Below are 17,796 nucleotides of genomic sequence, written 5' to 3'. Positions count from 1 at the left end.
AGCCTGCTTTTTTTTAATATGGTTGAAGTTAAACGATTCAAATTTACGTCTAATTTAGATTTTGTCTGTCAAGGTTTAAAAGATAAAGGAATATTGTTCGAAGCCGATTGGGAAAACAACATTCTTTATTGTGAGGAAAAAGACAATCAAAATGTTTTTGATTTTATAAATAGTTTAAATCTTGATGAAAATGATGTTGAAGTAGATGAATCTATAATTGAAGGCTATAAAGAATGGGATAAAAATATGTATAATCCTGGGCATTATACTGGAGGAAATATTCCTTTCTTTGATAAAGAAAAAAACAATTATGCTCTTTATGGATTTATAACTATTATATCTGGTTTAGTTTGCCTTATAGAAATTGTTAATGCAAATAAATTTAGAAAATCAGTTTTTTGGATTTTATTTTTAATAATATTTTTAATTTGTTTTTCTTTTTTCTACCAACACTACAAATTTAAGAGATCTAAAAAATAATGAATTCAATCTCAATCATCGGTGGCGGAATTGGCGGTTTAACTTTAGGCAATTTTCTAAAGCATCAAAACATTGATTTCAAAATCTATGAAAGTGCTCCGGAAATAAAACCGGTTGGAGCAGGAATTGCGATGGCGGGCAATGCAATGCAAATCTTTGATAAACTCGGATTGAAAGAGAAAATCGAAAAGGCCGGAACCAAAATGCACGCTTTAATCATCACTGATGAAAAACTAAAAACCATTTCTAAAACGGATGTTTTGAAATTGGAAAACAAATACAAAGTTTGCAACATTGCCATTCACAGAGCAGATTTACAAAAAATATTGAGCGAAAATATTTCGGAGCATATTATTCTGAATAAACGTCTTTCAAAAATTGAGAAGAAAGAAAATTACCATTTGACTTTTGAAGATAATACAGAAATCGAAAGTGACATCGTTTTCGGAGCTGATGGCGTAAAATCTTTGGTTAGGAATGAAATTCTGAAATCTGGAGAAATCCGAAATGCCAAACAAAAATGCTGGCGTGGAATTATAAATACAGAAATCCCTGAAAAATACAGCCACAATGCTTACGAAATGTGGGGAAAAGGAAAGCGTTTCGGTTTTGTAAAAATCCGGGAAAATACGATATACTGGTATGCTTTGGTGAATGAAAAATTTTATTATGAAGATTTCGATTTATTGAAAGAGTTCAGAGATTTTCATCCTGACATTCTGGAAATGATTTCTGAAACTGCTAAAGAAAATATTATTCTAAATGACATCATCGACATCAAACCGATGGACAATTGGTCATTAGAAAATCTTTGCCTGATTGGTGACGCTGCCCACGCCACGACTCCAAATATGGGACAAGGCGGTTGCCAGGCGGTTGAAGATGCCTATGTAATTGGAAAATTATTAGAAACTGAAAAAGACTGGAATAAAGTTTTTGCTCGATTTGAAAAAATCAGGAAAGAAAAAGTTCATCATATTGTGAATACAAGTTGGACGCTCGGGAAAGTGGCGCAATGGGAGAATTTTACAAAAATTAGAAATTCTATTTTCAGAATGATTCCTGAAACTGTGAATCAAAAGCAGATGGAAAAAATTCTGAAACTGGAACTGTAGAATTATTGCTCGCCTTCTTTTTTAAGGCTTTCTATTAAATTTTCTAACTCGGCAATTTTATCTTTCAGGTTTTTAATATCGTTTTTATTGCTCGTCACTTTGCTTTTCAGCATCACTGTTCTGGCACGCTCGCTGTGGTCTTCATCATCCTCATCTTCACTTATTTCTTCCACGTCTTCCTGAATTTCTTCCACATCTTCCTGGATTTCTTCTATATCTTCCTGGATCTCGTCAATATCTTCCTGGATCTCATCAATATCTTCCTGAATTTCATTGACATCTTCCTTCAGATCCTCGATATGTTCAGAGCTTTTATTGACCGACATCTGTATGAAAATCGCCAGATAAATAGCTTCCAGAGAAACAACTGTTGTGAGAACCAGCAACATCTTATCAAAATCCACGAGTCCGAAAACAGGCAACGCAAAACTGACAATAAAAAAAATCGTATGCAGAATCAAAGACGGAATAGAACCGACCCACCAGATAATTCCATTGGCAATTTTTTCTAAGGCCGAAAGTCTTTCCTCGGTTTTTTCAGTCAGTCTCATTGGGAAAATTTTGATAAAAATAAGGTTTTAAACCGACTTTTGGTGCATTATTTCTAAATGATTCCAGAATTTCAGTTACTAATTTTAATCACTGATTTCAGAATCTTTCTGCCTAATTGTCAAAAAGCGATGCTTGGCAGAAAAATTGAGAAATAGTCCCTATAAATTTATCAATATGGAAGAAAACAAAGATATACACGAAGAAAACTTAAATCAGGACACGCCAAATACGCAAACATCTGAACAGGAAAATCAGGAAAATGTGTCACAACAGCTGACTGCAGAAGAACTTTTGGCAGAAGAAAAAGACAGATACATCCGTTTGTATGCAGAATTTGAAAATTATAAGAAAAGAACTCTGAAAGAAAAGAATGAATTTTATCTCTATGCTTCAAAAGACCTGATGACTTCTATGCTAGGTATTTTGGACGATTTTGAAAGAGCTCTGAAAGAAATTGCTAAAAACGGAAATGAATCCGATCTGAAAGGTATTGAGTTGATTTATCAGAAATTCAGAAATAAATTGGTAGAAAAAGGTCTTAAACCAATCGAGGTCAATGCCGGAGACGATTTCAATGTAGATTTCCACGAGGCTATTACACAGATTCCTGCTCCTACTCCTGAACTGAAAGGCAAAATTGTAGATGTCATTGAAACAGGTTACCAGCTGCACGATAAGGTTATCAGATTTGCTAAAGTAGTGACCGGAAATTAATTAAAAATTTAGAATAAGATATCAGATCATAGATTGCGGGTCAATCACCATATATCAATCATCAATTATGAGTAAACGCGATTATTACGAAGTTTTAGAAATATCCAAATCGGCAAGTGCAGAGGAAATCAAGAAAGCCTACAGAAAGATGGCGATCAAATATCATCCGGATAAAAATCCCGGAGATAAGGAAGCGGAGGAAAAATTCAAGGAAGCTGCGGAAGCCTATGAAGTTCTGAGCGACGATAACAAACGAGCCAGATATGATCAGTACGGACATGCCGGAATGAGCGGTGCAGCCGGAGGCAGTGGATTCGGGGGATTCGGTGGCGGCATGAACATGGAGGATATCTTCAGCCAGTTTGGTGATATTTTCGGCGGACACTTTGGTGGTGGATTTGGCGGCGGTCAGAGACAACAGCAGGCGCGAGGTTCTAATCTGAGAATCCGTATCAAACTGAATCTCGAAGAGATGATCAACGGAACTCAGAAAACCGTTAAAGTTAAAAAGATGAAGCTGGCTGCGGGTGTGACTTCTAAAACTTGTCCTACATGTAACGGAAGCGGTGTTCAGGTAAAGGTTATGAACACCATGTTTGGACAGATGCAGACGCAGACCACTTGCGGAACCTGCCATGGTGTCGGAAAAGTAGCTGATAAAATACCTGCAGGAGCTAATGCGCAAGGCCTTATAAAAGAAGAGGAAGAAATCACCATCAATATTCCGGCGGGTGCAAGAGATGGCATCCAACTCAATGTCAGAGGAAAAGGAAATGATGCGCCTTTGGGAGGAACACCTGGCGATCTTTTGGTAGTAGTTGAGGAAGAAGTGGACAAAACTATTAAGCGTGAAGGCGACAATCTACATCAGGAACTTTACATATCTTTTGCAGAAGCAGCTTTAGGAACTACGAAGGAAATTAATGTGGTAGGCGGAAAGGTTAAAATCAAGATTGATGAAGGAACGCAATCCGGTAAAATCCTGAGATTGGCTGGCAAAGGTCTTCCAAATATTGAAGGTTATGGTGGAAAAGGTGATATGTTTGTTCACATCAACGTATGGACTCCACAGAAACTAACTAAGGAACAAAGAGAATTCTTCCAGAGCCAATTACAAAACGGCGATATGAACGCTGAACCAACTGGAAAAGAAAAGACATTCTTCGAGAAGGTTAAAGATATGTTCAATTAAAATATAACAAAAAGAGACTTATTTTTAAGTCTCTTTTTTTATTTTACAAGAAGTCTGTCACAAACCGTTTTACTGAAATTTTCCTCCTGGTTATTGTAGAAAACTTTCATAGACTGATCAAAATCCTCTTTCTGTAACACCTTGATTTCTGTACCAAGGCTTAGGTTTCTTTTATTGAGAAAATTCAGAAATTCTTCAGAAGAAGTGGTTACAGAAGCCAGTTCTACCCTATCATTCTCTTTACATTTACTGAGTTTTTTCAGATCCGGCTGGATGATGTTTCCGTCTTTATCCGGGATCGGTTCGCCGTGAGGATCTACTTTTGGAAAATTCAGAATTTCGTCCATTTTATCAAAGAAAACGTCGGAATGGATGTGTTCCAGCTGTTCGGCGATTTCGTGAACATTTTCCCATCCAAAACCCATTTTTTCTACCAAAAACATTTCCGTTAATCTATGTTTTCTTACAATTAATGAAGCTTCTTTTTTGCCGGATTCGGTCAGTTTGATGGGTTTATAAGATTCATATTTTACCCATTTTTTTTCTGCAAATTTTTTGATCATGCTGTTTACAGAAGGCATCTTAATATTCAGCTGCCGGCTCAGATCATTTACAGAAACTTCATCATTCTCATTTACGAGATGATAAAGTGCTTTCAGATAATTTTCTTCGGTAAGAGAATTCATATTTCAAATATAATAAAAGTTAGACAAAAATGAAATATACCCTAACAATATGGTTTTTAAAGATGCTATGCGATAATTCAATATCTTTGAATTCCAAGAAGAAGAACAATGAAGCAATATTCATTCAAAAACGATTATTCAGAAGGTTGTCATCCTTATATTTTAGAAGTATTAATCAGGACAAATCTCATTCAGCAAAACGGATATGGCTATGATGAATACTCTGATGAAGCCCGTATTTTAATCCAACAAAAAATGAATCATCACAATGCAGATATTCATTTTGTAAGTGGAGGAACCCAGGCAAATTTATTGGTTATTTCTGCAATTCTTCGTCCGCATGAGAGTGTTATTGCTGTTGAAACAGGTCATATTTTCACCAATGAAACCGGTGCAATAGAGGCAACAGGACATAAGATCCACGGTATCCAAACATCTGACGGCAAATTAAAACCGGAACACATCCAATCGGTTCTGGATGCACATACCAACAGACCTCATCAGCTGAAACAAAAACTGGTTTATATTTCAAATTCTACGGAAGTCGGAACAATTTATATCAAAAAAGAACTGGAAGAGTTGTCTGCTTTCTGCAGAGCTAATGATCTTTACCTATTTCTGGACGGCGCAAGGTTAGGACAGGCTTTAACCTCAGAAATCAATGATCTCAGCCTGGACGACATTGCGAACCTGGTTGATATTTTCTATCTCGGAGGAACCAAAAACGGAGCTTTGCTGGGCGAAGCGATTATCATCACAAATGATCAGCTTAAAGCAGAATTCGGATTTCATGTCAAGCAAAAAGGTGCGATGCTGGCAAAAGGCAGATTGCTGGGCATTCAGTTTCTGGAGCTGATGAAAGATGATCTGTATTTTGATTTGGCCAAGCATTCCAATATTCAGGCGATGAAAATTAAATCTGCATTTCAGAGAAAAGGCTTTAAATTTTTATCAGAAACATTTACCAATCAGATTTTTCCGATCTTAAGTAATGCCCAGATCGAAGATCTCTCGGTCAATTTTGATTTTTATGTATGGAAAAAAATTGATGAAAAAAGTTCTGCAATACGTTTGATTACATCCTGGGCAACGCCGGATGATATTGTTGAGGCATTTATCAGAAAGGTTGAAAATCTATAAGGTTATATGATATTCTGTCAAAAAATTCTATTTTTATTCCTGAATGAATAAGATATTTATTTTAATTATTTCGGTGATCTTATTTTCCTGCAGCTCCGTCAGGAAGAATAATCTGTTTCTGGAAAAGAAAATTGCGGCTCCGGAGCTCAGAAAAGATGTGGATTTTACCTATTCTAAGCTGAAAAGATTTCATCCGAATCTATATTGGTATATTTCTAAAGAAAATCTGGATTATAAATTTGACAGTCTTAAAGCCACAATCACAGAACCTTTGACTCCCAATCAGTTCTATTTCAAGCTGTCACCAGTTATTGCCTCTATCAGCGAAGGTCATCTCAGATTGCGCTCGCTTCCAAAGCAATATACCAAAGCAGAACAGAAAATCTTTAAAACAAAAAAGCCTCTTTTTGCGCTTATGGAGTATAAGATCCTCGGCGACAGAATGTTTGTAAAAGAAAATAAGCAAAGCCTGGGTAATATAAAACCCGGAACAGAGATACTGAAGATCAATAATGAAAACACCGCCTACCTTATCGATAAATATAAAAAGCTCTACAGTTCGGACGGGAAAAACCAGACGTTCCAAAAGTATTTTATGAATCTGGCATTTTTTAATTTTTATACTCTGGAACATGGATTTTTGGATAGCGCTGTTTTAAAGACGAAATTTGACAATGCAATAACAGACGTCCTTATCAGAAGAAAAAAGAAATCCGACAAAGAAATCTCTTCGGAAAAAGATCAGCCCAAGATCACGCCAGCACAGAAGATTCAGGATTATGATGCCTCTTCCAATACTTATAACAGAAGCCTGAAGTTTCTGAAGCGCGACAGCAGTATCGCGTACATCAAGGTCAAAACGTTTTCTGCCACACTAGCTAAAAAATTCTATAAAGAATCCTTTGAAAAAATCGCATATGCCCGGTCAGGCTATCTCATTCTGGACATCAGGGACAATCTGGGCGGTTCTTTATCGGAAATCAATACTTTGTATTCTTATCTTACTGATCAGAAATTCACATTGATCAAAACACCGGAAATGACTTCCAAAACCTCAGGGCTTCATCAAAACTATTTCCGCGGACAAAGCGTTTTTTCATCTATCTTCACAGCAGCTGGATATCCGTTTTTTTTGGCAGGAAATTATTTTCTTTCCTCAAAAAAACAAGACAAATATTATTTCCGGGAATTTACATCCCGGCCGACAAAACCAAAGTCAAATGCTTTCCGCGGCAGGATTTATGTTCTGGTAAATGGAGCCAGTTTTTCAGCATCATCCATTATATCTGCTAAACTGAAGCATGAAAAAAGAGCCGTAATTGTAGGCGAAGAAACCGGTGGTGCAAACGACGGAACAGTTTCCGGAGTGAATAATACCGTTACTTTGCCAAATTCCAGACTTACTTTGCCAATCGGATTGTTTCTGATCCGTCCTAATATAGAATTTGAAAATATGGGTCGTGGTGTAATCCCTGATGTAGCAGTCGATCCAGATTTCGGAAGTCTCAATCCATCCGAAGACAAAATGCTTAATTGGGTTCTGGATGATATCAGCTTTCGGAATTCAGTACTAGGAAAAACCAAATGATTGCCTGAAATTTTCTTTTATAATTTAACAAAATACGTCAAATGCCCTATTGATGTCATGGCATATTTTATAGAGTTTTGTAAACGATAACCTATAAAATAATGTTATGAAAACATTCAGAAAATTTTCTTTATTGCTGATCGGTCTGATCAGTTTTAGCCTTTTATTTAACTCGTGTCGTGATGATGACGATGACGGTGGCGATACCGGTGATACATCTGCCGGAACAATAAAAGCCAAAGTGAGCGGATCTGATTTCAAGGCTGACGGACAAATGGCGATGGCAACTTATGTAGCTCAGGGAAAAATGCTTACGATCTACGGAACAGATATGAGCGGAAGAGCGATACAGATCATCATCAATAACTATGACAGTTCCACCGGAACCTGGAAAATCCCTAATGGTACGGGATCAATTGGTGTTGTAGGCTCTTATATAGAAGCCAGCACAAGTGGTTCCCAGACGTGGGTTGCTCCTTATTCCGGAAGTGGTGAAATTGGCGAAGTAAAAATCTCGGAATTTGCTGCCAACGGAAGTGTGAAAGGTACATTTTCTTTCAAAGCAAGAAACCAGAATGACAACAGCAACTTCAAAGAAATCAAGGAAGGCAGTTTTAATCTTACTGTTAAATCTTACTAACTAACTAACTAACTAACTAACTAACTAACTAACTAACTAACTGACTTTATTCAATTTCAAAGCTGTCCGTTTTTTTCGGATGGCTTTTTTTTACAGGATATCTGACAATGCAACGTCTAAATTATTATATCGAAACCGGAATCCCGCATTTTCAATCCGCCTGGATGATATACGACTGCCTTCTAAAGCTAAAACGGACATCTCTCCTAACAGGACTTTGATTAAAAATTTTGGGATATTAGGAAGCAATATTTTTTTATTCAGATGAGAGGCTAAGCTTTTAGTCAGCGTCTCGTTTGTAATAAAATCAGGGGCGACTGCATTGTAAGCACCATTCATAGAAACATCTTCCACAGCTTTGAAATAGATATTCACCAGGTCATCGATATGTATCCATGGAAAATACTGTCTTCCGCTACCTAAAACAGCGCCAAGATTAAAATCAACAGGTTTTCTGAAAACAGCCATTGCACCACCTCTTTCAGAAAGAACAGTAGAAGTTCTCAAACGTACAACCCGACTGCCAAGATTCTGAAACTGAATCGCTTTTAGTTCCCAGTCCGTACAGACATTTGCCAAAAAATCTTCGGCAGGAGAATCATCTTCTTTAAAAACATGTTCTGATGTCAGCTGTCCGTAAAATCCTGTTGCTGACGCTGAAATAACAGCTTCCGGGTGTATACCTTTTCTCAACATTTCCTCATAAATGAACTGAGCGGATTTGATCCTGCTGTCATAGATCTCTTTTTTATAAGATTCTGTCCATCGTTTGCTGATCGATGCACCTGCAAGATGAATAAAAATATAGGTATTATCGAGAGCGCCTTCTTCCAAAAACTTCTTTTTATAATCCCAGACATAGGATTTGAAGTCGGAGTTAGTCTTTTTGGAACGAACAAGGAGTTCCACACGATAGCCTCTTTCATGTAATTTTCGGGATAGTTTTTTGCCAACCAGTCCCGTTGCCCCGCTTATCAGAATCTTTTTCATTACCTTCAGATTTAGTTTTCTGATTCAAAAACGATTCCAATAGAAAATTAATGGAGATAATCTTAAGAAAAACTGATATTTTACATCCAGATCATAATAATCTGATCCTGTCATCCAGAATCTCTATTATTTTGTCTTTATAAAGACTTCCTATCGCTTTTTTGAAATTTTTCTTGCTCATCTGAAGTTCATCTTTTATTTCTTCAGGCGTAGATTTATCAGAAAGGTACAGCAAACCAAAAGAATCATTCAGCTTGTCAATGATTTTTTGTTTGAATTCATCCACATTTTCAAAACCTTGCGGCTGAAGTGTGACATCAATTTTCCCATCTTCCCGAATGGTTTTGATGTAGCCGGATTCTTCAGAAAGCGGATAGAGTTTTTTGAAAACATCAGAAGCATAGATCAATCCGATGTATTTTTTATCAATGACGACATTCCAGCCCAATTCGGACTCATTCATCATTATCAGGCTTACTTTGTCTCCGTTTTTAAAGGGAAGATCTTCATACTGCGGATTCCGCTTGAACTTTGTGGTACCTGTAACCAATCCGGTTGCGGCATCCGTGTAAACATACACGAGATAGCGTTTTCCTTCTTCAACCTTAGATTTTTGCTGTTTATAGGGAATAAAAAGATCTTTGATAATCCCCCAATCCATAAAAGCACCGCTTGGAAGACTCTGGACACAGGTCATAACCGCAAACTCCCCGATCTCGGCATTTGCTTTTTCTGTGGTAGCTTTCAGAGTTCCTTCTTCCTGATAGACAAACACATCCACATCTTTCCCAACCTCCCAGGAGTCATCAGCAAAAATTTTTTGAATAAAAGCTTTCTCGCCTTCATCATCCTTCAGGATAAATCCGGAAGAAATCTGTTCCGATATTTTGAGTGTCTGAGTTTGCCCGGGCTTCATACAGTTTGATTTCCTGCAAAAGTAGATAAACTTTTTTTGTAATCTGGTTTTTTACGGAAGATTCTGTCACCAAAGCATACTTTCAAAACAAATAAAGAAATCCCTACAAATTTTCCTACTACAACATTATTTAATCTGGACATGATATTTTTATCTTATTTTATAAATTGAAATTTCTGAAGAAACATGTCCTAAAGCTGAAAGTACTTCATTATCAGCAATAAGACCAAAACTGAGTTTTTCACCCTTTTTCAAGCTATAGATGTGATTGATTACAGCCTGCGGAGACAATGAAGTAATTATCTTTTCCTTAGCAGAATCATCACCATTAAACAATCTCGAGGCTATAACAGCACGAGATGAAGCATTTGCAGTAGTTTTTACAATAGCTAAACCTGGTCTCTTGAAGATCTTTTTCTGATTCGGATTATCAACATTGACATAATAATTGACAACATACAATCCTGTTTCCGGAACAACATATTGATTATCAACTATATATTCTGAACCTATTTCACTTTCAAATCCAGAATCGAACCGGATCGCCTGAAAATCAGAAGAAGCTAATGTCGATTTAGAAAAACTGACACCAGAAATACTTCTTGCAGCAAATGCATTCGGGTCACTGAACATTTTTTTCCACGTTCCTTTACTGTTATCCTTGTTAGAATATCCGGAATCATAGACATAGTAACCGGAACTTAGGACGTGTTGCGTTTTACTGGAAGTCCTGGTAACAGGCTTAGTAATATAAATCAATGCACCATCCTGAGCCGGGCCGTAAAGATGATCTTTCAGCTGGAGAGAATCTGCAGAGATTCTCGGCGGAATAATGCCGTCCGGGATATTTGGAAGACTAGATCTGTGCACTTCCAGATTCGCCAAAGGACTTGGTGTATTGATCCCAACTTGGGCTTTTGCCAGAACTAAAATCAAAGTAAAAATTAATGTATATATTTTTTTCATAGAAAAATATCTGATAAGAAATATGAGATTCTTACTCCGATTAATGGACGCAGTTTCAATTCTACCTCCGAACCTGCCTCAATCTAAAATTAAATTGAGGCAGATATAGTGTTATAGAATGAATGTTTTTATTAGTATTGACTACCAGCTAGTTCCGTCTTTTACTGGTGGATCTGGATCAACTGGACGTTGCGCATGCTGAACAGTAGTTGTTTCAGCTTTTACCGAATCACCTCCTTTTCTGAAGTTAGAAGATTCTTTTTTTGTAACAACATCCATATCAGATGTAACATCATCTTGTCTGCAAGAAACAAAATTGAGGGACACTAATGCAATTGCAAGAATTGAGATAGATTTTTTCATATTGAGTATAATTATTTATTTTAAATTTCTGAATGGTGCAAAGAAACATTTTCTTACCATTTTCTGATACGAAATTAGGCTCTATTTTTGTCCTGCGAAAACTTTTGTGGTCAATATTCTGAAATCTTGACGTCCTAATTCACAAATTGAGACAATGTTAAAAACCTGTTAGACAGATGATTAACATTATCTTTCTTATCATTCAAAACATAAACTATTTCTGTTGAAAATTTGACATTCATAAATCATATTTTCTTATTTTTGTACACACAAATGACGAAGAATTAAAAATTTACAATGAAAAATTTTTTCTTTATCATATTTGTGTGTTTTTCGGGATTCTTATTTTCACGAGACAAGATCCCAGCCACCTATGAAGGCCTCAGAAAAGCATATGAAACCTATGGAGAAAATGATACCCGTGCCTTCACTTTTATCAATCCCTACATCCAGAAAGCAAAGACAGAGAAAAAATATCCGGAACTTTTTCAGGCGTATCGTGATGCGGTATTTTACTCAAAATCGATAGACCGAAAGGTTAAATATGCTGACAGCTGCCTGGACGCTGCATACAAATCCGGAAGTGATGACCGTGTTTCCACAGCTTATATCCTAAAAGGAAGTATTTTCTATGCCAAGCTGAAGAAGTATAAACCAGCGCTGGATGAATATCTTATGGCCTATAAATATTCAAAAAACACAGGCGATCTCTATCTGAAAAACAAGGTTTCCTATCACCTCGGCGTTGTGAAAAATTATCTGGGTTATAATGAGGAAGCTTTGGATCTTTTCAAGGAGTGTCTTACCTATTTCGAAGCCCAGGCAAATAACAAGAATACACATAAATTTCAGGTGTTTAATAATATGAAGGGTTATCTGAACAGCCTCCATCAGATGATCATTTGCTACAGGAATATGAAAGATTATTCCAAGGCAGACTCTTTAACTAACGTCGGTTTATTAAAGACATTCAACGAACCGGAGTTTTCTAAAGAAAGAAGCTGCTTCCTGAAATCTATGGGTATCTCCGAATATTCCAATAACAGATATGATTCTGCAATCGATTACCTTAACCAATCTCTTGGTCTGATGACTGACGATTTTGCATGGGAATCCGTAGATTATTTTTATATCGGAAAAAGTCAGCTGGCGCTTAAAAATGAAGAAGCAGCAATCAAAAATTTTAAAAAAATCGATTCTATCTTTACCAAGCAAAACTTTATACTTCCGGAGCTGAGAGAGAATTATGAATTGCTTATCAATTACTACAAAGATAAGAAAGATGCCAAGCAACAGCTATTTTATACAACGCAGCTGCTGAAGGCAGACAGCATCATTTCCAGAGATTTTGCTTATCTCTCTCCCAAGGTCCATAGAGAATACGATACCAATTCGCTTCTGGAAGAGAAAGGAAAACTGGAAAAGGCTAATGTATGGAGTTTTGTATTTATCAGCATCCTGGTAATAATAGCAGGTTTTCTGGTTTTGGTTTTATACAAGAAATTCAAGAAAGAAAAAAATATTCTTAATCAGTACATGCTTCTTCATCAGAAATTGCAGAATCAAAATTATAGCCGTACAGAGAATGCTGTCGTCACCAATATCACTGAAAATAATGATGACAAGAAAACACAGATTACCCAATCAATAAAGCAGGAACTGCTCAGAAAACTTACGATTTTTGAAGAAAAAAAACAGTTTACACAGAAAGGTCTCACCATCCAGAAACTTGCGATACAGCTGGAAACAAATTCTAACTACCTCTCGGCTGTTATCAACGAGCAGAAGGGCATGAACTTCAACAAATATCTGGGCGAACTAAGGATCAGACATATCACCCAACTACTATTTGAAAAGAACATCTATCTCAATTATACCATTGACACTCTGGCAAAAGAATGTGGGATTGCATCCAGGCAGAATTTCTCGGACTTATTTTTTGAAATCAATGGAATCCGTCCAACAGATTTCATCAGAAAAAGAAAAAAAGAGCTGGAGAACAATACATCCGGCACATCTGCGCTTGATGGTATAAAGAATGTTTTCTAATTGCCTAATCCACCATCGGGATGACAATATCTTTTTCGTCATCTGTCGCATCCAGAGTAAAATTCAGAGAGAAATAAAGAAAATGAAAATTGTCATTTCCTTTCACGGCAAACTCACGCTGGAACATGTAGCCAGTTGTTGCAGATAATGAATGATTGAATTGATAACCAAATCCGGCGAAAGTCCGGTTTCTTTTGAAGTTTGGATCTTTCGGCCCTAAAAACACTTCCTCGAAAGCATTCATGAAAAAAGTTTCCTCCTGAACTTTTGGTTTATTGATTGGCAAAGTTGCACTCAGCCTATATCGGAAACGGTTGGCTTCCGTGTGTTCACCAGTCTGGCTGGCATAGAAAAAACGATGTTCTGCCCTGGCTCTGTGATCCAGCTTCAGCCTTCCAAAGCGTTGTGTCAAAGTATATTGAAGCCAGATTCGGAATTCTTCCTGAGTAATTTTCATTTTCTCATACGTTCCGTACCGTCCGACACCGACAAATGCCTGATTATTTTTATTCAGGTTGTAGCCAATACCGCCTTTTGTCTCATAATAATCAATCACTGTATAATCCTTCCTCGCCCTGGCCTGCAGCTCTACATAAGCCATCCATTTCGGATCCATCTTATAGGTAAAAGACATCATATTAAAGCCAGAAAGATGGTTCTGACCCAATACAAAACATCCCAAGAAAAGAAATAAAAATCCTGCTTTTTTCACGAAGCAAATATAATCAAATCCTTCATCAGAATAACTATTTTTGGATCTATATAAGCATTTGAAATTTGCATATCTAAATATCCTGACATAAAAAAACCTTCCAATAAAAATTGAAAGGTTTATAAAATATTTGGAATAAATTTTTATCCTAATAAAAGTGTCAGCGGGCTTTCCAGATAAGTTCTCAGCGTTTGTAAAAACTGAGCTCCTGTTGCACCATCCACTACTCTATGGTCACAAGCAAGAGAAAGTTTCATGGTATTCCCCACCACGATCTGTCCGTTCTTCACGATTGGCTTTTCGACGATGGCACCTACAGATAAGATACAGGAGTTTGGCTGATTGATAATAGAAGTAAACGTCTCGATTCCGAACATTCCAAGATTGGACACGGAGAAAGTAGAGCCTTCCATTTCATTGGCTTTAAGCGCTTTTGTTTTTGCTCTTCCCGCCATATCTTTTACTGATGCAGATATCTCGTTGTAGTTCATATAATCCGTATTTTTCAATACAGGAACAACCAAACCGTCCGGAACAGCAACTGCAACACCAACATTGATATTACCATGGTGGATGATTTTGTCACCTGCCCAGGAAGAATTAACCTGAGGATGTTTTCTCAATGCCATCGCAACCGCTTTAATCACCATATCATTGAAGGATACCTTTGTATCCGGCATGCTGTTGATTTCTTTTCTCGCTTCGATCGCTTTATCCATATTGATCTCGACCATCAGATAATAATGCGGAGCCGTGAATTTACTTTCAGCCAGTCTTTTTGCGATGATGTTTCTCATCTGAGAATTGGGCGTTTCAGAATCTTCACCAGGTTTGAAAGTTACACTTGGCTGTGCAGAAACAGATGTCGGCGCAGATACCGGAGCTTGCTGAGCAGAAGACTTATAGTTCTCCACATCTTTCTTAACGATTCTTCCATTCTCTCCGGATCCTTTGATACCCGCGAAATCGATACCTTTATCCTCGGCTATTTTCTTTGCCAAAGGAGAGATTGCAACTCTTTCGCCAGTAGAAGAAGCTGCAACTGGTGCTGACTCTTTCTTATCTTCAGATTTGGTTTCAGTCTTGGCTTCCGCTTTTGGACCTGCAGCTTTTTTACCACCACCGGAAACTATAGCGGAAACATCGGTTCCTGCAGGACCAACGATTGCTAAAATCTTATCAACTTCTGCAGCATCACCTTCAGCCACACCTTGGTATAATAATGTTCCGTTAAATTCAGATTCAAAATCCTGTACTGCTTTATCTGTTTCGATTTCAGCAAGGATGTCACCTTCTTTTACAGCATCACCAACATTTTTTTGCCATTTGGCGACTTTACCTTCCGTCATTGTATCGGAAAGTCTCGGCATCGTGATTACTTCGACACCTTCTGGGATATCAGCAGAAGAAGATTCTTCGGTCTCACGTTCCTCGGATGTAGATTCATTTTCGGTTTTAGATTCTTCCCCGGATATATTTTCTTCAGATTTTGCACCGCCTCCAATAAGTGCAGATACATCCTCACCTTCTTTTCCGATGATCGCCAAAACAGAATCCACAGGCGCTTGCCCTCCTTCTTCTACTCCGACATATAATAATGTACCGTTCACTTCGGATTCGAAATCCTGAACCGCTTTGTCCGTTTCGATTTCAGCAAGGATGTCGCCTTCTTTCACTGCGTCACCCACTTTTTTGTGCCATTTTGAAACTTTACCTTCCGTCATTGTATCGGATAGACGGGGCATCGTAATTACTTCTGCCATAATTTTTTATTGATTTGAGATTTGAGATTCGAGATTTGAAATTCGTTGAAGTTCAAATTTCAAAATTTCAAATTAATAATATTTTAGTTTTCTAATTTGTCAATGAAGGGATAATCCGGTGTAGAATAAACAAAGTCATAAACCTGAGACAGATCCGGATATGGAGACTGCTCCATAAAATCAATGCATTCTTCTACAAACTCACGGGATCTTTCATCAATGGATTCCAAATCCTGTTCCGTAGCCCAATTGTTGTCAAGAAGCCTCTTTCTAACAATTTCGATCGGATCTTCCAGTTTATATTGTGCAACCTCTTCCTTGCTTCTGTATGGTTCTGCATCAGACATAGAATGTCCTCTGTAACGGTACGTTCTCGCCTCGATAAAAGTTGGGCCGTCTCCTCTCCTGGCTCTTTCAATAGCTTCGTAAGCTGCTTCTGCAACTTTTTCAGGATCCATTGCATCTACAGGAAGACAAGGCATTTCATATCCTAATCCCAATTTATAAATATCCTCATGATTGGCAGTTCTTTTTACAGATGTTCCCATCGCATAACCGTTGTTCTCACAAACAAAAACCACAGGAAGCTTCCAGTTCATCGCCATATTAAAGGTCTCGTGAAGGGAACCCTGACGAACAGCACCATCACCCATAAAGCAGATATTAACGGCTTTTCTGTCAAAATACTGGTCTGCAAAAGCGATACCTGCTCCCAAAGGAATCTGACCGCCAACAATACCATGCCCACCGTAAAAACGGTGCTCTTTGCTGAAAATGTGCATAGAACCACCCATTCCTTTGGATGTTCCCGTTGCTTTTCCGCAAAGTTCTGCCATTATTCTTTTTGGATCCACGCCCATCGCCATTGGATGGATGTGACATCTGTAAGCCGTGATCATGCTATCCTTTGACATATCCATCGCATGCGTGAAACCCGCAGGAATAGCTTCCTGACCATTATAAAGATGTAAAAAACCTCTGATTTTTTGTTTCAGATAAAGAGAACGGCATTTGTCTTCAAACCGTCTCCACATCGTCATATCCTCGTACCACTTCAGGTAGACTTCTTTAGAAAATTCTTTCATTGTTGTTTTGAAATATGTAGCAAAAATAAGAAAAATTTTACTTTCTATTATATGCATATTATCATATTTTAGGAGATGCCACAAATGTCAAATATTTAAAACGCTCACAAATGCAATCGATTGCGCTTTGAACAGATTATGGTATTTACATTCAAATATTATTAAATCAACATTAATAAATTTTAAAAATCAACAAAATTTAATATTTCAGATATTTTTGTATATTGTTCGCGAAATTTGCACCGATGGAAGTCAAAGACCCGAATGTTTTATCTGTCTCAAGATTTATTTCTAATTTTTTCAATCCTCTTGTGTCTTTGGTTCTGTACTTTTTTTACTACAGCTACATTAATTATACATGGGAAGAAGCCACTAAAAAATTTCTGCCTATACTTTTGTTACTAATAATTCCTGTTGGGATATGGATCTATAGAAACGTAAAAAAAGGAAATTACACCAACATGGATGTTTCCAATAGAAAGCAGAGACATTCTTTATATGTGTTTATTATTCTTGCAACAATAGTATTTCTTGCCGTAGATTACTTCCTTCATAAGGAAATCGACTGGACTGTATTGATGCTCTGCATATTGCTGATGATGATGCAGATCAGTAATTTTTTCATTAAAAGCTCTATGCACACCAGCCTTAATATTTATGTAGCCGCTCTGTTTTTTGCTATCAATCCCACAATCGGCATTTTTTGGTTTTTATTATCTGTTTTAATAGGAATTACCAGAATTATTCTGAAGCGGCATACAGTGAAAGAGGTTGTTGCCGGCGGTCTGATTGCTATTTTTGTATCTTTGGCTTACCTTATTATGGTAAAAATTGTCATTTTTTAA

18 protein-coding genes are annotated in these 17,796 nt (G+C 37.2%); 9 read left to right on the top strand and 9 right to left on the bottom strand.

What is annotated here, in order from left to right:
* The first annotated feature begins 18 nt into the window (after window positions 1–18).
* The gene (locus BUA97_RS11735) at window positions 19–480 is read left to right on the top strand and encodes a hypothetical protein (RefSeq protein WP_072998252.1); all 462 of its coding nucleotides are present in this window, start codon (window positions 19–21) and stop codon (window positions 478–480) included.
* Window positions 480–1,595 carry an FAD-dependent monooxygenase gene (locus tag BUA97_RS11730; RefSeq protein ID WP_072998250.1) on the top strand — a complete coding sequence of 372 codons (1,116 nt, stop codon included), beginning with the start codon at window positions 480–482 and terminating at the stop codon, window positions 1,593–1,595. Before BUA97_RS11735 ends, BUA97_RS11730 begins: the two co-directional genes overlap by 1 nt.
* A 2-nt stretch (window positions 1,596–1,597) precedes the next feature.
* Here the strand turns inward: BUA97_RS11730 and BUA97_RS11725 are convergent, their stop codons facing one another.
* Window positions 1,598–2,146, bottom strand: a complete 549-nt coding sequence (locus BUA97_RS11725) for a coiled-coil domain-containing protein (protein WP_072998248.1) — start codon at window positions 2,144–2,146, stop codon at window positions 1,598–1,600.
* 175 nt (window positions 2,147–2,321) lie between these two features.
* Here BUA97_RS11725 and BUA97_RS11720 point away from each other — a divergent pair, with 175 nt between their 5' ends.
* Complete coding sequence (locus BUA97_RS11720; RefSeq protein WP_072998642.1) at window positions 2,322–2,861, top strand: nucleotide exchange factor GrpE; 540 nt, start codon at window positions 2,322–2,324, stop codon at window positions 2,859–2,861.
* Between the two features lie 67 nt (window positions 2,862–2,928).
* Window positions 2,929–4,053, top strand: coding sequence for a molecular chaperone DnaJ (dnaJ, locus tag BUA97_RS11715; RefSeq protein ID WP_072998245.1), 1,125 nt, complete (start codon window positions 2,929–2,931; stop codon window positions 4,051–4,053).
* A gap of 38 nt (window positions 4,054–4,091) precedes the next feature.
* Here dnaJ and BUA97_RS11710 read toward each other — a convergent pair whose 3' ends face one another.
* Complete coding sequence (locus BUA97_RS11710) at window positions 4,092–4,739, bottom strand: metal-dependent transcriptional regulator (RefSeq protein WP_072998243.1); 648 nt, start codon at window positions 4,737–4,739, stop codon at window positions 4,092–4,094.
* Window positions 4,740–4,847: 108 nt separating this feature from the next.
* Here BUA97_RS11710 and BUA97_RS11705 point away from each other — a divergent pair, with 108 nt between their 5' ends.
* The 3 genes from BUA97_RS11705 to BUA97_RS11695 all read left to right on the top strand — a co-directional run bounded on the left by BUA97_RS11705 (window position 4,848) and on the right by BUA97_RS11695 (window position 8,107).
* A complete protein-coding gene (locus BUA97_RS11705; RefSeq protein WP_072998241.1) occupies window positions 4,848–5,879 on the top strand; it encodes a threonine aldolase family protein in 1,032 nt (343 codons plus the stop codon).
* A gap of 43 nt (window positions 5,880–5,922) precedes the next feature.
* On the top strand, window positions 5,923–7,467 hold the full coding sequence (locus BUA97_RS11700; protein WP_072998239.1) for a S41 family peptidase: 1,545 nt from the start codon (window positions 5,923–5,925) through the stop codon (window positions 7,465–7,467).
* Between the two features lie 106 nt (window positions 7,468–7,573).
* Window positions 7,574–8,107, top strand: a complete 534-nt coding sequence (locus BUA97_RS11695) for a DUF6252 family protein (RefSeq protein WP_072998238.1) — start codon at window positions 7,574–7,576, stop codon at window positions 8,105–8,107.
* Window positions 8,108–8,197: 90 nt separating this feature from the next.
* Here BUA97_RS11695 and BUA97_RS11690 read toward each other — a convergent pair whose 3' ends face one another.
* The 4 genes from BUA97_RS11690 to BUA97_RS11675 form a co-directional block, all read right to left on the bottom strand.
* Window positions 8,198–9,097, bottom strand: coding sequence for a TIGR01777 family oxidoreductase (locus BUA97_RS11690; RefSeq protein ID WP_072998236.1), 900 nt, complete (start codon window positions 9,095–9,097; stop codon window positions 8,198–8,200).
* Between the two features lie 91 nt (window positions 9,098–9,188).
* Window positions 9,189–10,013, bottom strand: coding sequence for a CvfB family protein (locus BUA97_RS11685; protein WP_072998234.1), 825 nt, complete (start codon window positions 10,011–10,013; stop codon window positions 9,189–9,191).
* 150 nt (window positions 10,014–10,163) lie between these two features.
* On the bottom strand, window positions 10,164–10,979 hold the full coding sequence (locus BUA97_RS11680; protein ID WP_072998232.1) for a hypothetical protein: 816 nt from the start codon (window positions 10,977–10,979) through the stop codon (window positions 10,164–10,166).
* A gap of 141 nt (window positions 10,980–11,120) precedes the next feature.
* Window positions 11,121–11,342: a hypothetical protein gene (locus BUA97_RS11675; protein WP_072998230.1), complete on the bottom strand. Its 222-nt coding sequence runs from the start codon at window positions 11,340–11,342 to the stop codon at window positions 11,121–11,123.
* 297 nt (window positions 11,343–11,639) lie between these two features.
* Between BUA97_RS11675 and BUA97_RS11670 the strand changes: the two genes are divergently transcribed.
* Window positions 11,640–13,391: a helix-turn-helix domain-containing protein gene (locus BUA97_RS11670; protein ID WP_072998229.1), complete on the top strand. Its 1,752-nt coding sequence runs from the start codon at window positions 11,640–11,642 to the stop codon at window positions 13,389–13,391.
* Between the two features lie 4 nt (window positions 13,392–13,395).
* On the opposite strand, the gene BUA97_RS11665 is transcribed toward BUA97_RS11670, so the two are convergent.
* The 3 genes from BUA97_RS11665 to pdhA all read right to left on the bottom strand — a co-directional run bounded on the left by BUA97_RS11665 (window position 13,396) and on the right by pdhA (window position 16,951).
* Window positions 13,396–14,028 carry a DUF2490 domain-containing protein gene (locus tag BUA97_RS11665; RefSeq protein WP_084081327.1) on the bottom strand — a complete coding sequence of 211 codons (633 nt, stop codon included), beginning with the start codon at window positions 14,026–14,028 and terminating at the stop codon, window positions 13,396–13,398.
* A 218-nt stretch (window positions 14,029–14,246) separates the two neighbouring features.
* Window positions 14,247–15,866 carry a pyruvate dehydrogenase complex dihydrolipoamide acetyltransferase gene (locus BUA97_RS11660; protein ID WP_072998224.1) on the bottom strand — a complete coding sequence of 540 codons (1,620 nt, stop codon included), beginning with the start codon at window positions 15,864–15,866 and terminating at the stop codon, window positions 14,247–14,249.
* Between the two features lie 83 nt (window positions 15,867–15,949).
* Window positions 15,950–16,951, bottom strand: coding sequence for a pyruvate dehydrogenase (acetyl-transferring) E1 component subunit alpha (gene pdhA, locus BUA97_RS11655; protein ID WP_072998640.1), 1,002 nt, complete (start codon window positions 16,949–16,951; stop codon window positions 15,950–15,952).
* Window positions 16,952–17,196: 245 nt separating this feature from the next.
* On the opposite strand from pdhA, the gene BUA97_RS11650 reads away from it, so the two are divergent.
* Window positions 17,197–17,796 carry a phosphatase PAP2 family protein gene (locus tag BUA97_RS11650; protein ID WP_072998222.1) on the top strand — a complete coding sequence of 200 codons (600 nt, stop codon included), beginning with the start codon at window positions 17,197–17,199 and terminating at the stop codon, window positions 17,794–17,796.

The sequence above is a fragment of the Epilithonimonas mollis genome, from assembly GCF_900142325.1.
Classification (GTDB): Bacteria; Bacteroidota; Bacteroidia; order Flavobacteriales; family Weeksellaceae; genus Epilithonimonas; species Epilithonimonas mollis.
This window is presented reverse-complemented; position numbering and strand designations above follow the sequence as displayed.